The 12,998-nt window shown below is 59.7% G+C and carries 10 protein-coding genes; 5 read left to right on the forward strand and 5 right to left on the reverse strand.

Annotated features, from left to right (window positions below):
• Window positions 1-61 precede the first annotated feature (61 nt).
• The 3 genes from nei to JL474_RS06275 all read left to right on the forward strand — a co-directional run bounded on the left by nei (window position 62) and on the right by JL474_RS06275 (window position 2,427).
• Window positions 62-913: an endonuclease VIII gene (gene nei / locus JL474_RS06265; RefSeq protein ID WP_203141370.1), complete on the forward strand. Its 852-nt coding sequence runs from the start codon at window positions 62-64 to the stop codon at window positions 911-913.
• Between the two features lie 176 nt (window positions 914-1,089).
• Window positions 1,090-1,479: a diacylglycerol kinase gene (locus tag JL474_RS06270; RefSeq protein ID WP_203141371.1), complete on the forward strand. Its 390-nt coding sequence runs from the start codon at window positions 1,090-1,092 to the stop codon at window positions 1,477-1,479.
• 414 nt (window positions 1,480-1,893) lie between these two features.
• On the forward strand, window positions 1,894-2,427 hold the full coding sequence (locus tag JL474_RS06275; protein WP_203141372.1) for a PEP-CTERM sorting domain-containing protein: 534 nt from the start codon (window positions 1,894-1,896) through the stop codon (window positions 2,425-2,427).
• Between the two features lie 170 nt (window positions 2,428-2,597).
• Here the strand turns inward: JL474_RS06275 and JL474_RS06280 are convergent, their stop codons facing one another.
• The 5 genes from JL474_RS06280 to JL474_RS06300 all read right to left on the reverse strand — a co-directional run bounded on the left by JL474_RS06280 (window position 2,598) and on the right by JL474_RS06300 (window position 10,844).
• Window positions 2,598-3,203 (reverse strand): response regulator transcription factor, encoded by a 606-nt coding sequence (locus tag JL474_RS06280; RefSeq protein ID WP_203141373.1) that lies wholly within the window; start codon window positions 3,201-3,203, stop codon window positions 2,598-2,600.
• 9 nt (window positions 3,204-3,212) lie between these two features.
• Window positions 3,213-5,615: an ATP-binding protein gene (locus JL474_RS06285; RefSeq protein WP_203141374.1), complete on the reverse strand. Its 2,403-nt coding sequence runs from the start codon at window positions 5,613-5,615 to the stop codon at window positions 3,213-3,215.
• Window positions 5,616-5,872: 257 nt separating this feature from the next.
• On the reverse strand, window positions 5,873-8,452 hold the full coding sequence (locus JL474_RS06290; RefSeq protein ID WP_203141375.1) for an EAL domain-containing protein: 2,580 nt from the start codon (window positions 8,450-8,452) through the stop codon (window positions 5,873-5,875).
• A gap of 18 nt (window positions 8,453-8,470) precedes the next feature.
• Complete coding sequence (locus JL474_RS06295; protein ID WP_123635708.1) at window positions 8,471-9,799, reverse strand: PilZ domain-containing protein; 1,329 nt, start codon at window positions 9,797-9,799, stop codon at window positions 8,471-8,473.
• Window positions 9,800-9,950: 151 nt separating this feature from the next.
• Window positions 9,951-10,844, reverse strand: coding sequence for a LysR family transcriptional regulator (locus JL474_RS06300; protein ID WP_203141376.1), 894 nt, complete (start codon window positions 10,842-10,844; stop codon window positions 9,951-9,953).
• Window positions 10,845-10,953: 109 nt separating this feature from the next.
• Between JL474_RS06300 and trpB the strand changes: the two genes are divergently transcribed.
• Window positions 10,954-12,183 carry a tryptophan synthase subunit beta gene (trpB, locus tag JL474_RS06305; protein ID WP_203141377.1) on the forward strand — a complete coding sequence of 410 codons (1,230 nt, stop codon included), beginning with the start codon at window positions 10,954-10,956 and terminating at the stop codon, window positions 12,181-12,183.
• Window positions 12,180-12,995, forward strand: coding sequence for a tryptophan synthase subunit alpha (trpA, locus tag JL474_RS06310; protein ID WP_203141378.1), 816 nt, complete (start codon window positions 12,180-12,182; stop codon window positions 12,993-12,995). The genes trpB and trpA overlap by 4 nt, the downstream gene beginning before the upstream one ends.
• The last annotated feature ends 3 nt before the right edge of the window (window positions 12,996-12,998 follow it).

Raw genomic sequence — 12,998 nt, forward strand, 5'->3', positions numbered from 1 at the left:
CTGGTCCGAGCCTGCCGGTCTCGCGTAGTCCTTCGGACGACGAATTGAGGAGAGGAGATCCATGCCCGAGGGCCCCGAAATACGCCGCATGGTCGATGAGATCGGCAGCGCGGTTGCAGGACGGACTGCGGAGACCGTGATGTTCGCCTTTGAGCGCTTCAAGTCGTTCGAGCCGTTGCTGGCAGGGCGTCAGGTGACGAGCGTTGAAGCTCGGGGCAAGGCCGTCCTGGTGTTTCTGGCCGCCACCGACGAGGACGGTCCCTGGTGTGTGTACAGTCACAACCAGCTGTATGGGAAATGGATGATCGGCCCGTCTGATCGGGAACCGGCGACCAACCGGCAGCTTCGGTTCGCGATCCTCGGTGCGGAAAAAGCGGCCCGGCTGTACAGTGCGTCGGATATCCGGCTGGTGCGTCCGGATGAACTGGATCAGGTGGACTATCTGGTACGACTGGGACCGGACCCGTTGAACCAGGTCGTCAGCGTGGACGACCTGCTGGCTGTGTTTGAAGACCGGCGATTCCGCGGCCGGAATCTGAGTGGCCTGCTGCTGGATCAGGCCTTTATCGCGGGCATCGGAAACTACCTGCGCTCGGAGATCCTGTTTGAGGCCCGGCTGGCGCCCGACACGCGCCCCCGGGATCTGGACGACGTCGAACGCCGGCGCCTGGCCGAGGCCATCCTGAGGATGCTCCAGCGCGCGTATACCCTGAAGGGCGTTACCAACGACCCGGAGCGGGCCGAACGGCTCAAGCGCCACGGCTGGACCTTCGGCCAACGCCGCCACATGGTGTTCAATCGTGAAAGTCAGGTCTGCCACGAGTGCGATGGGCCGATCGTGAAAACCGCCATGGCGAGTCGTCGATTGTATTTCTGCCCTTCATGCCAACAAAGAGGCCATGTGAAGAGGTAGGGCGATGCGGGGCACACCTGACTTGGGTCACGACCGTGCGCCGGGCTTCGGAGGACCCGCATTCTCAAAGTCGAATCCAGCGGTCATAATTCGGCCTCTTGTTGAACCCGGACCGTTGCCTAGCTTCGACGCGTCGCCGGTTTCTTATTCCTTGCCCGATGAACATAAGGCCAGTGATGTCCAAATCAATTCATGAACCCGGTGCCCACGCGCTGAAAGGCGGGAAAGGAATAACCCGAATCCTGAATTCAACCCGCTATTCCATGCAGGGTCTCAAGGCGGCGTTTCTCAATGAGGCGGCGTTTCGTCAACTGGTGTTGATCAACGTCATCCTGATTCCCATTGCCTGTTGGGTCGATGTCACCCGCGCCGAACGGGCAGTCCTGATCGCCGCGCCGTTGCTTTCCCTCGCCATCGAGTTGCTGAACTCGGCCATTGAAAACATCGTTGACCGGGTGTCGATGGAACTTCACCCGCTCTCCAAACAGGCCAAGGATATGGGCAGCGCCGCCCAGTTTGTGGGGCTGGTGATCATTTCGGTTTGCTGGGGCGTCATTCTGCTGTAGAGGCGTGTTCCGATTTTTGCTCGCCGCAGAACGGCTTACACCGATGCCACCGGGGAAGGGGCCGTGTTCGTTTCTGTGCGGTGGTTTTCGGTAAAGGGCTCCTCTGAAATCCACCCGTGTCGATAAATGTGACAGTCCCTTGAACGCCTGCTCCGCCGTTCCTCGCGGGTGATAGGCTGCGGCATAAGCCTACTCGGTCCTTCCCTCTGGGGGCAGCCTGCTCTGACGACTTTTTACCTGTCGATTTTCTTTACGGTAGGTCGCTTTCTTCCGATCGAATCTTGCTCATTGTCTTAAAAGACAGTGAGTTACGGATATGGCGCGGCAATTGCTCGTTGTTACATGGGGCTCAAAGCCATGCTGTTGTTTCCTTGGCTCATGAGGTTCGTCGTGAAAGGTATTGGAGTATTTACAATGGGCCTTAAACATCTGTTCATCGGAGCTGCGCTGATTCTTGGGATTAGCCCGGTCTCCTATGGTTACCTGCTTGCTGACAACACTGACGTGGGCGGTCTCGATACCTTCGTCGCTGCTACGACCAAGTCCGTTTTGGGCAATGCCAACCCGACAACGGAAGAAAACTGGGTCGAAAGCGTGTTGGGCTACCAGGTCACCTACGCCGACAAGACGGATCCTGTCGATCTCTTCGTGACCAAGGAATCCAGCACCGTTGTCGCTTTCGCGCTGACGTCGATGCCAGGTTTCTATGTCGTCAAGGACGGACAAAACTTCATGCTGTTCAGTAACAACAGCAGCATGGATTGGGGGGTTCTGGATCTGGCCCAATATTTCGGCGTCAAAAAACTGGATGGGCTGACATTCAGCCATGTCACCGAATTTAATGGGCACTCCGTTTCCGTGCCGGAACCGGGATCCAGCGCGCTGCTGGGCCTGGGGTTGCTGGCGTTGGTCATGCTGCGCTTGCGTAGCCGGTCTGCCTCGGTCTGATCGACCTGACCAAGCCAGAGTCTGCGGACAGCATGGACGATTGAATCAGACACGCCAGAGAAAGCCGGCCAGACCTAGGCCGGCTTTTTTGTGTCTCGTCAATGATCGTTTGTCATGACAGCTGGCTCACAGGAGTCGGTCAGCGCTGTGGAAGCAACAGACCGATCCCCTTAATCCAGAATAAATCCCAAACGCCTTGCCTTCAGCACGACCTGCGTCCGATTATCACACTCGAACCGCATCAGCAGATCGGACACGTATTCCCGGACTGTGGCCGGAGCGATGTTGAGTTGCGAGGCGATTTCCTTGTTGGGCAGGCCCAGCGCCAACTGTTCGAGCGTTGCAATCTGGCGCGGAGAGAGGCTGATGGCTTCGGCGGGATCCTGGCCACTGATGATGACTTCTTCGCCGTCCATGATGGCCTGGAAGGCCTGAATCATAACGGCCCTGGAGCTGGTTTTGGCAACAAACCCATCGGCGCCCAGTTGCAACATCTGCTGGATGCTGGCGTGATGATCGACGGTGGAGACCACCACCAGTGGCAGTGCCGGGTGGTTGGCTTTGAGGGTCTTCAGGCCATCGAGTCCCACGGTGCCCGGGATGTGGATGTCCAGCAGTACCAGATCCGTATCCGGATGTTCCGCGAGCCGGGATCGGGCGCTTGCGAAGTCGCCTGCTTCCAGGACGGTCGTACCCGGGAGCGCCTCCAGGACGAGCAGTCGGAGTCCATCGCGATACAGTTCATGGTCCTCGATGATCAGCACTTTCAGGGTCATGAGAACAGCTCACTCCGGTTGCAACGATTCTTTTGCATCGTCGAATAATGGCGCGTCCGGGGCGGCTCCCGTCAATCGGGCCTGTCGGCGCCGCACGGCGATGTTAAGCAGGGCTCGCAGCTGGGACGGTCGGACAACCGGCGTCAATGCAATCCAGTCGCCGGGCAGGGCGGTGTCGGGTTTGCTGGTGCAGGCTGCTACGGTCCCTTGGGCGAACTGTCGTAAGGCTTCCTGAGACAGCGCCGCCTCGCTCAGGCGGGGCGGGTCGCAGAGCAGTACCGACGGTGCCGGGGTGGCGGACTGCGCCGCCTCGATGGACCCGAAGGTCTGCACCGGGCAATGCCATTTCCGGAATCGTTCGCTCAGGTCATCCTGCAGTGTCCGGTCCTGGAAAACCAGTGCCACGATGGGGTTGTCCTCCGGGAAAGTCGTCGTGATTTGCCGTGGCGAGCGTTCCGTCAGGCGGGGGATGCTGATGGTGAAACGGCTTCCACGGCCCGGCTCAGACCTTATCGTGACCGGATGATCCAGCAACTCCGAGATGTGCCGGACGATGGACAGACCGATCCCTGAGCCTTCCGATTGTTCCGATACCGTTGCTGAGCGTTGATAGATGTCGAAAATGTGCTCGTGCGCGGCCAGTTCGATGCCGGATCCGGTATCCAGAACCTGGATATCAATCCGTGAGCCTCGTCGTCGACAGCCGACAACCACCCGGCCGGATGCCGTGTATTTGATGGCGTTGGAGATCAGGTTGCGCAGCATGCGCTCCAGCAACAGCGGGTCACTGAAGGCCGTCAGCGAACAGTCATGAAACGTCAGTCGAAGACCTTTCTCCGCGGCGTGTACCCCGTATTCATGCTGCAAACGTGAAAACAGATCGGCGAGGTGGATGGGCTTGAATTGCGGTTGGATGCCTCCGGCTTCCAGCTTGCTCAGATCCATGATGGCCTTGAAAGAGTCGCGCATCTGCCGATGCGTGTTCTTGAGACGAAAGAAGATTTTCTGGCCGTCCAGCCCCTGGACGTGCGGTTTGAGGTGATCCAGGAAAAGACTCATCGAGTGCAGTGGCTGGTTCAGGTCGTGACTGCTCTGGGCGATGAAGCGGGATTTGGCCTGGCTGATAAACTCGGTTTTCAGCTTTTCCTCCCCCATCTTTTTGATCCGCAATATCAACGCGATCGTGTGCAGGAACATGTGCAGGACCAGCCCGTAAAGGACGAGGATACTTCTATAGGAAGGCCCGATTTCTTCGGTTGGCTGCTGGGAGCTGTGTATCGACAGGAGGACATGGGCCACGGAAAGCATGGGGACGATCCAACCCAGGAGATAAATAATATAGTAACGACCTTCGGTTCGAACCTTGGCAATACCGGAGGCGATAATGACGATCCAGACAACCGCGTAGTTCACGGATATGAGGATCACATTCGTGCGTGCAGAAACGAACATGTTGGCCACACACATCAGCAAGGTAATGACCCCCGCCCCGACAAAGAAGGGGTACCACCCTGCCGATGTCCGTTTGATACGAAGAAACCCGGCCGCGAACAGGAGTTGGGTGATCAGTGTCGATGCCAACAGGATCCAGTAGATGTTCGTTCTTTCGTGGTTCGATGGCCAAAAGAGGGTGGGGGCACCGCTGTGCCACAGATAATAGACCAGCAGCAGTAGCGACGATAAGGCCGCCCACAGGAACACGTTTCCCAGCGTCAGCAACCAGCAGGTGAGACCGACGAGGGTGAGCCCAAGAGCGATACCAATGGCCAGCTTGAAGGCGTAATCCATCTGGGCCGTCCACAGCTTGTAATGGCCGAGGCTCATCAACCCGATATAAGGCTGAATAGCAACAAATCCGGCCTCCAGCTCGATAATGATCTGGTACGACTCTCCCGGACTTAGCGTCAAAGGGATCGCCCGGCCCGTTGTGTTGGTCGCCGTGGTGTCCTTAGTGCGCCCCTGTTCGTCAAACGTCCTGTATTCCTGACTGTGAGGACCGCGGATCAGTACCCTGGGCTGCACATTCCCGAAGTTACTGATGTGTAGCATCCACTGGTCGTTTTCCGTGAGGTTTGTGACATGGGTGTAGAGCCAATAGCGGTGGTGCTGCCTGAAATCGGGTGTCAGTCCGAACGGGTGGGCGTCAGGGGAGCGTTCGGGCGCATTCTCCAACCGTTGCCCGGTTGGTGCCGGAATGAAACCGGACGAGTGCTTCAGGGACTCCAGAGGATACTGGGCGTCCAGTTGACTCAATTTCAACGGGGAGAAAACGCTGCCGGCAGACTGTGTGGGGGCATCGAACGATGTCGCCTGCACGCAAAAACACGCCAGCAGCAACAGCGCCAGACACCCGATCAGGGGTAAACAGCTTGTGGAAAACCGGCCAGTGCGGCGCGAGGCGTGTCGAGTCATGCCACTTCCCAGGGGCCTTCTGGAAAAGTCAGTGGTAGCAACGGATTATCGGGTGGGCTGTGAGTGAAAACGGGCCGGAGTCACCACAGCCGATCGTCGCGAAAGCCGCACACGTTTCGTACTTTACCCGATATCCGTCAGGTACTCACTCTTCTCTTTGGCCTGAAAGGTGCCGCGGTTTCATCGCCACAGGGTGGGATAGGGGCATGTGCCGTCCGGTAAAAGCGCTTCATGAACGGCGCGAGTGTGGGCTTCGCTCAGTGACCTTTGCCGGCACTTTCACCGACCGTTTGCTGCAACGCCCAGCGACAGAACTCTTTCACCGGCATCGGTTTGGCAAACAGGTAGCCCTGAACGCGGTGGCAACCCAGTTCGCTGAGGCGTGTCAGGGTGGCCTTATCCTCTACACCCTCGGCCACAGTCTCCAGATTGAGGGTGCGGGCCAGGGTCAGCGTGTTCTTGACGATCTCCTGATCGTTGCGATTCAAGCACATCTGGCTGATAAAGCTGCGATCAATCTTTAATTCATGGATGGGCAGGCGACTCAGGTAGGCCAGGGACGAGTAGCCCGTTCCGAAATCATCCAGGGCAATCCGGCAGCCTTCATTGGCAATGAGCAGCAGGGAATCGATGACCGATTCCATGTTGTGCATCATCGCCGTTTCCGTCATCTCGAAAATGACGCGGTCCGTCGGGATACCGTGTTGTCTGATGCCCTCAAGGGCATCCGGCACGAAGTGGCGGTCGGTCAGGTTCTCGACCGACAGGTTGATGCTGCAGGTGATGTCCAGATGCTGTGCCCGTAAAGTCTGCATGATTCTCCAGGCCTGGGCGACCACATAACGGGAGAGCAGATCCATCAGCCCCGCATTTTCCGCGATCTCGATGACCTCCCAGGTAGGCACTGGCCCAAACCGGGAACTGTGCCAGCGCAGCAACACTTCGGCGCCGACCAGTTCCTGGCCGGTGCCGTTCATTTGCGGCTGCAGGTAGAGTTCGATCTCGTCATCTTCAATAGCCTGGGGCAGGGCTGTCAGCAGTTCCAGTCGTCGCCGGGCGAACTCGGATATTTCCTCACTGTAGACCTGCACCGGCACCTTTCTCGATTCGCTACGGTCCCGGGCTGCCGACGCGTGCTGATAGAGGATGTCCGTGCTCTTGCCATGTTCCGGGGCGAGCGCCACGCCACAATGCAGGTTCATGAGCACCGGCAGTCGGACCGAATGAAAGGTCACCTCATGGTGCCCGACCACCTGCTCTACGAACGGCTTCAGGTTGCCCTGCAACTGGTTGAGGTCGACCAGGAACGCGGCAGAACCGAACTCCGGAATGGCGATGTAGGCGGGCTGTTTCGCTTCCAGGCAGATACCGCCACCGAGCATCGCCAGCGTATGGTTCAGTTTTTTCATCAGCTGGCAAAACATGTCCTCGGCCAGGTTGTGCCCCATGCTGGATGCAATCTCCTTGACCTGGGGGTAGTGGACCAACGCGAGTGCGACCCGTTGTCCCTGGGCAATCACCGTTTGCAGTTGCTGATTGAGCAGCGCGCCGTTAGGCAGTTTGGTGGCGGAATCGTGCATCGCCTGTTCGAGCGACTGCATTTCCATGTCGCGGACCTGTCGCTCAGCCAGTTGCTGGCGATGCAATGCGGCCAGTTTGCGGGTGCGCTCGTCCTTGATGCGATGGGCCAGGGCGAAGGACAGCAACAGGACCTCGGCTGCGGAGCCGGCCTGCATGGCATGGTTGGTGAGAAAATTCACCGGCAGCAGGTTGAACACGTTCATCAGGTAGAGGGAGGCTCCCAGCGCGAAGGCGGCCCAGGCCAGCACGAAATAACGGGCACTGGCGACACCGGCGGTGAGGGCGGCCAATCCCACAGAGATGACCAGCACGATCACCAGGGTGCCCAACAGACCGGCGAACAGGGCACCGTGTATCGGATCGACCCAGGTGTAGACAATCAACACCCCGGCCAGGCCCGCGGTGATGTTCAGACCGCGTTCCCAGCGATAGGAAATCTCCTGCCATTTCAAAAAACTGCGCGCAAACATCAGGGCACTGAGTGAGACCAGTGCCGTGCTTGTAGGCAAGGCGTATCGGGTCAGTAGCGGCTGGCCGCTCCAGATCCAGGCGCTGCCCACGCCGGAGATGCAGAGCATCAAGAGGCTGATCGCGCCGATGTACAGCACATAGTAGCCGTAGGCCGGATCCCGGATGGAGAGAAACAGGAACAGGTTGTAAGTGGCCATCGCCCCGAGGATGCCGAAATAGATGCCCCAGTAGAGGCTTTCCCGGGAAAAGTCGTCCAGCAGGCGATCCTGGCTCCAAAGTTCCACCGGCACCTGCAGCGAGGAGGCGGACTGGGCCCGCAGGACAAGATTCACGTTGCCACTGAGATCCTGAGGCAGAGGCAGGGCGATCTGATAGCTTTGGGCCTGCTCCCTCTGGGTTTCGGTTTCCTCGCGACTGGTGTGGTAGAACGCCGGCAGCTGGCCGTCGCGCAGGAGATAGAGATCCACCTGCTCCAGCAGGGGGTAGGGAATCACCAGATACCAGGGCTGGTCCAGGGCGTGAGGGATATTCAGATTTGTTTTAAGCCAGACGGACTGATCCGTGAACCCGAGATTCAGTACGTTGCGATCCCGTTTTACCTGCCAATGTGACGGTTGCACAACCTGCTCAAGTGTCTGGCCGCTGCTGAGCTGATAGTCGATGCGATCGTTCAGGCTGTGATGGCCCGTCTCCCCATCGAGAATCACTTCTCCGGCGTTGACGGAAAAGGCGCACAACAGCAGGGCGGCCATCAGTGCTGCTGCCCATTTGCAGAGAGTCACCATAAGGCGTTCCCGTTATCGCTATTCATCCAGCGGTCGGATCAGGCGGCCGGTAAAGCCGAGAAATTCCGCTTCCTGACAGAATCTGTGAAAGCCGCCTTCGGCCACATCCGGCTGTCGAAGCAGGACGAGGGCCTCCACCAGACATCCCGGGATATCCCGGTTGTTCCAGTCCGGCATGCGCGGCCACATCATAAATTGGTCGTGAGACAGTACGATCTTTTCCACCTCAATCTGACTCTCCCGCAGGCGTTCCCGCACTTTCAAACTAATGCAGGGATGAGTGTCATCGGCAATCAGGGCGCCGTTGGGCATGTGCTGATAGAGATCCAGTACCGCGTCGCCCTGATGAGTGAGCGCGATATACAGCGTTTCGTCGTTCAGACGCTCGAGGGAGGCGGTTTGCAGGACCGTCCCCTGATCGGTTTTGATTTCGTTGTCTTCCTCGTAGCGGGGATCAAGGCCAATCACCCTGTCGTACAGGCTGGTGAGATCGTGGCATACAGCATTGCCGATGCGCCCGGCCCCGCCCAGCACGACAATGCTGTTCTGGTTGCGATACTGCGGCCGCTCCCGCATTTGTCGCGCGATGTCCCAGATCATATAGCGCGTGCCAAGACTGCCCTCCACCAGCGGTCGCTTTATATCGATGCCTGCTTTCTTTACGAAGTTGGGCAGTCGTCCGACCAGTGCAATCCGCTGCACATTCGGAAAATCCTCCTGCAGACGCTCCATGTACAGGCGGACTTTGTCGGAGTCTTCCTGCAACTCATGCTCCAGGAATTGCGGGGCGACCATCAAGCCGCGCATGTTTTCGTTGCGGATGACCCCCAGTATCAGGTTGAAGGGCAGGCGCCGCGCCATATCGTCGGAGACATAGGAGCGAACCTGCTTTTCGTTGCCATACACCGCGAACAGGAACTGGGGCCGGACCAGGGCGAGGAGCAGCGAGCGCAGGTAAGTGTTGGCGAGAAAAACCGCCAGACGACGGCTCTTCTTCCAGAGTGTGCGTTTGCTGGTGGCGCTGAGGCGTTGCCAGAGAGGGGCGACGTCGTAGAGGGCCTTCAGCTCATTGCCGGAGAAGCGCCGATCATAGAACTGTAAGCCGATGTGGGTTTTGCCGGAGTGCATCACGGTCGCAGCGACCCTGGTGCCGGTTCGGTCACGGAACTCGATGTCGATGGTTTCGCCGGCACGAATATGCACGTGCTCCGGTCTTTTCAGACGCAGACCACTGGCGGAAATGTCGAGTGTTGTCGTTTCGAAGGTGCGGCCGGCGTGGCTGAAAACGACCGGAATCCGAATCCCTGACCGCAGGTGCCTGCGGTATTCCCCATGCATCCTTATCATGGCTTTTCCCTGATTGACTGAAAAACGGGTCAAATGTCCTGTTTACAGCATGGTTCAAACTGCGAAAGGTCGCCATTTTTAAAGACGAATCAGCCCGTTAAATGCGAGGGAATGTGAAGAGCGCTACCGCGGGGCGCCGGGGCTGGGCTGCCTATGGGTTGAGTTCGCGTTGCAGCCAGGCGGCAAGCTGTTCGCCACGCCGGTGCGACACATAGTGCGGCAACAGCAGGCACAGCCGACCGCTGGTCTCGACCGAGCCCCAGGGGGCGATCAGGCGCCCGGAGGCCAGATCGTCCTTCACCAGCAAGCGAGGGGCAATGGCCACACCCAGACCAGCCAGAGCCCCTTCAATCAGGTAGTAGAGGTGGTCGAAGCCCTGGCCCGCTTCCACGGCTTGAGCCAGGCGCGCCTCATCGAGTCCGTGCGCCTGGGCCCATTGCGGCCAGGCTTGGGGGCGCGAGCGGGTGTGGAGCAGGGGCCTCGTGAATATCGTGGCGGGGTCCTGGCTATCGAACCGTTCGGCCTGATCGGGCCTGGCTACGGCGCAGATGTTTTCCGGGGCGAGTTCGATGACGCCCAGTTCTGCGGGATAAGGCGGCTCGGAAAAAAGGAGCGTGGCGCCGGCTTCGCTGTGGCGAGGGTCGAGTTCACTGTCGCTGTCACCGACTTGCAGTCTGATATCCGGCAGTTCCCGGTGAAGCCGCTCCAGCCGGGGAATGAACCAGCGGGCCAGGAGGCTGCCGGGGCAGTTCAGGACAAAGGGCCCTTCCTCGGAACTGCGTTTGAGCTCGGCGCAACTCTCGCGCAGGCGGGAAAAGGCATCCCCGACACCCCGCTGAAGCTGCTCGCCCTGATGGGTGAGTCGGATGCCCCGGCCCGCCTTGGTAAACAGAGGCGTGCCGAAGTGCTCGTCGAGGCTGCGCAACTGGCGGCTGACGGCGCCGTGGGTGACGTGCAGTTCACCCGCGGCAGCGGTCACGCTGCCCAGTCGGGCGGTGGCCTCAAACGCCCGAAGGGCGCTGAGAGGGGGCATGTCCTGGCTCATAAAGTGTGACTCCAGCTCACATGTTTGTGCAATTCTATCGATTTTTTCCAGCACTTGCCTTCGTTAATCTCATTTCAGTTCACTCAATCAATGAGCAGGCAGGTTCGTTATGAATCCCTATTCCATGCAGCCAGACGTTAACGGCTTTTTTGGCCAGTTCGGCGGTAGCTTTGTGGCGGAAACGCTGATGCCGCTGATCCAGGAACTCCAGACCTGTTACGCAAAGGCACAGGACGATCCGGATTTCCAGGCGCAGCTGGCGTATTTCCAGCGCGACTATGTGGGGCGTCCGAGCCCGCTGTACCGGGCGGATCGGCTCACTGAGCATTTCGGCGGCGCCACGATTTACTTCAAGCGCGAAGAGCTCAATCACACCGGCGCGCACAAGATCAACAACTGCATCGGCCAGGTCCTGTTGGCGCAGCGTATGGGCAAGACCCGCATCATTGCCGAGACCGGGGCCGGGATGCACGGTGTGGCTACGGCGGCGGTCGCGGCCCGGTTGGGCATGCAGTGCGTGGTTTATATGGGCAAGACGGATATGGAGCGCCAACAACCTAACGTGTTCCGTATGCAACTGCTTGGCGCCGAGATCATCCCGGTCAGCAGCGGCACCGGCACCCTCAAGGATGCCATGAACGAGGCGCTGCGCGACTGGGTGACCAACATCGACGACACCTTCTATGTGATCGGTACCGTGGCCGGGCCGCACCCGTATCCAGCCATGGTGCGGGACTTCCAGTCGGTCATCGGCCGCGAAACCCGAGAGCAGATACTGGATCAGGAAGGGCGGCTGCCCGACTCGCTGGTGGCGTGCATCGGCGGCGGCTCCAACGCGATGGGCCTGTTCCATCCGTTCCTGGCGGATGACGGGGTGCAGATGATTGGCGTTGAAGCCGGCGGGCATGGGGTTGAGAGCGGCAAGCACGCAGCCAGCCTGAGCGGTGGTACGCCGGGTGTGTTGCACGGCAATCGCACCTACCTGCTGCAGGACGAGGACGGCCAGATCACCGACGCCCACTCCATCTCGGCGGGCCTGGATTATCCGGGCATTGGCCCCGAGCACGCCTGGTTGCACGAGCAGGGGCGGGTGGACTATGTGTCGATCACGGACCAGGAAGCCATGGAGGCTTTCCAGCTGTGTTGCCGGCAGGAAGGCATCATCCCCGCACTGGAAACGGCCCACGCGCTGGCGGAAGTGGCCCGGCGGGCACCGACACTGCCGAAAGACCACCTGATGGTCGTGAACCTGAGCGGCCGGGGCGACAAGGATATGGCCAGCGTCGCCGAGTACCTTGGCGGTTCGAACCCATCACACGCAGCGGAGATGGCATCATGACACCCACTTCCCGACTCGACCGGCGGCTTGCAGGCACCCAGGCCGAGAATCGCCCGGCGCTCGTGACCTATGTTACGGCCGGTGATCCGGATCTCGACACATCGCTGGATATCCTCAAGGGGCTGCCCGCCGCTGGCGCGGACATTATCGAATTGGGTATGCCGTTTACCGATCCCATGGCGGACGGTCCGGCGATCCAGAAGTCGTCGTTGCGAGCGCTTAACGGCGGGCAGACCCAGAAAAAGACACTGGCGATGGTGCAACAGTTTCGCGAACAGGACCGGGAAACCCCCCTGGTGTTGATGGGCTACTACAACCCCATCTATCGCTACGGCGCTGACCGGTTCCTGCGGGACGCGGTCGAGGCCGGGGTCGATGGCCTCATCATCGTGGACCTGCCACCCGATCACGACGGAGCGTTTTTCCAGGCGGCCCGGGATGCGGGAATCCACATTATTCGACTCGTCACCCCCACCACGAAAGGCGAGCGGCTGAAGCAGGTGCTGCGTGAGGCGTCCGGATTTGTCTACTACGTTTCCGTGGCCGGCGTGACGGGTGCCGCATCGCCCACCCAGGAGAGCGTGGAAACCACCCTGGCCGACATCCGCAAACACACGGATCTGCCCATCGGCGTGGGTTTTGGTATCCGCACGGCCGAAGACGCAGCTGCGATTGGCCGGTTCAGTGAGGCGGTGATCGTGGGGTCAGCATTGGTAAGCTGTGTGGAACATGCCCCATCGCCCGGTGCGGCCAGGGACGCGCTCCACGACCTGACACGCGACCTGGCCGCCGGTGTTCGTCGGGCCCGGTAAATC

The organism is Marinobacter mangrovi, from assembly GCF_016798325.1.
In the GTDB taxonomy this organism is placed as follows: domain Bacteria; phylum Pseudomonadota; class Gammaproteobacteria; order Pseudomonadales; family Oleiphilaceae; genus Marinobacter_A; species Marinobacter_A mangrovi.

Coding starts and splice junctions, on each gene's coding strand:
- nei (WP_203141370.1), top strand. CDS start 62: ATGCCCGAGGGCCCCGAAATACGCCGCATGGTCGATGAGATCGGCAGC.
- JL474_RS06270 (WP_203141371.1), top strand. CDS start 1,090: ATGTCCAAATCAATTCATGAACCCGGTGCCCACGCGCTGAAAGGCGGG.
- JL474_RS06275 (WP_203141372.1), top strand. CDS start 1,894: ATGGGCCTTAAACATCTGTTCATCGGAGCTGCGCTGATTCTTGGGATT.
- JL474_RS06280 (WP_203141373.1), bottom strand. CDS start 3,203: ATGACCCTGAAAGTGCTGATCATCGAGGACCATGAACTGTATCGCGAT.
- JL474_RS06285 (WP_203141374.1), bottom strand. CDS start 5,615: ATGACTCGACACGCCTCGCGCCGCACTGGCCGGTTTTCCACAAGCTGT.
- JL474_RS06290 (WP_203141375.1), bottom strand. CDS start 8,452: ATGGTGACTCTCTGCAAATGGGCAGCAGCACTGATGGCCGCCCTGCTG.
- JL474_RS06295 (WP_123635708.1), bottom strand. CDS start 9,799: ATGATAAGGATGCATGGGGAATACCGCAGGCACCTGCGGTCAGGGATT.
- JL474_RS06300 (WP_203141376.1), bottom strand. CDS start 10,844: ATGAGCCAGGACATGCCCCCTCTCAGCGCCCTTCGGGCGTTTGAGGCC.
- trpB (WP_203141377.1), top strand. CDS start 10,954: ATGAATCCCTATTCCATGCAGCCAGACGTTAACGGCTTTTTTGGCCAG.
- trpA (WP_203141378.1), top strand. CDS start 12,180: ATGACACCCACTTCCCGACTCGACCGGCGGCTTGCAGGCACCCAGGCC.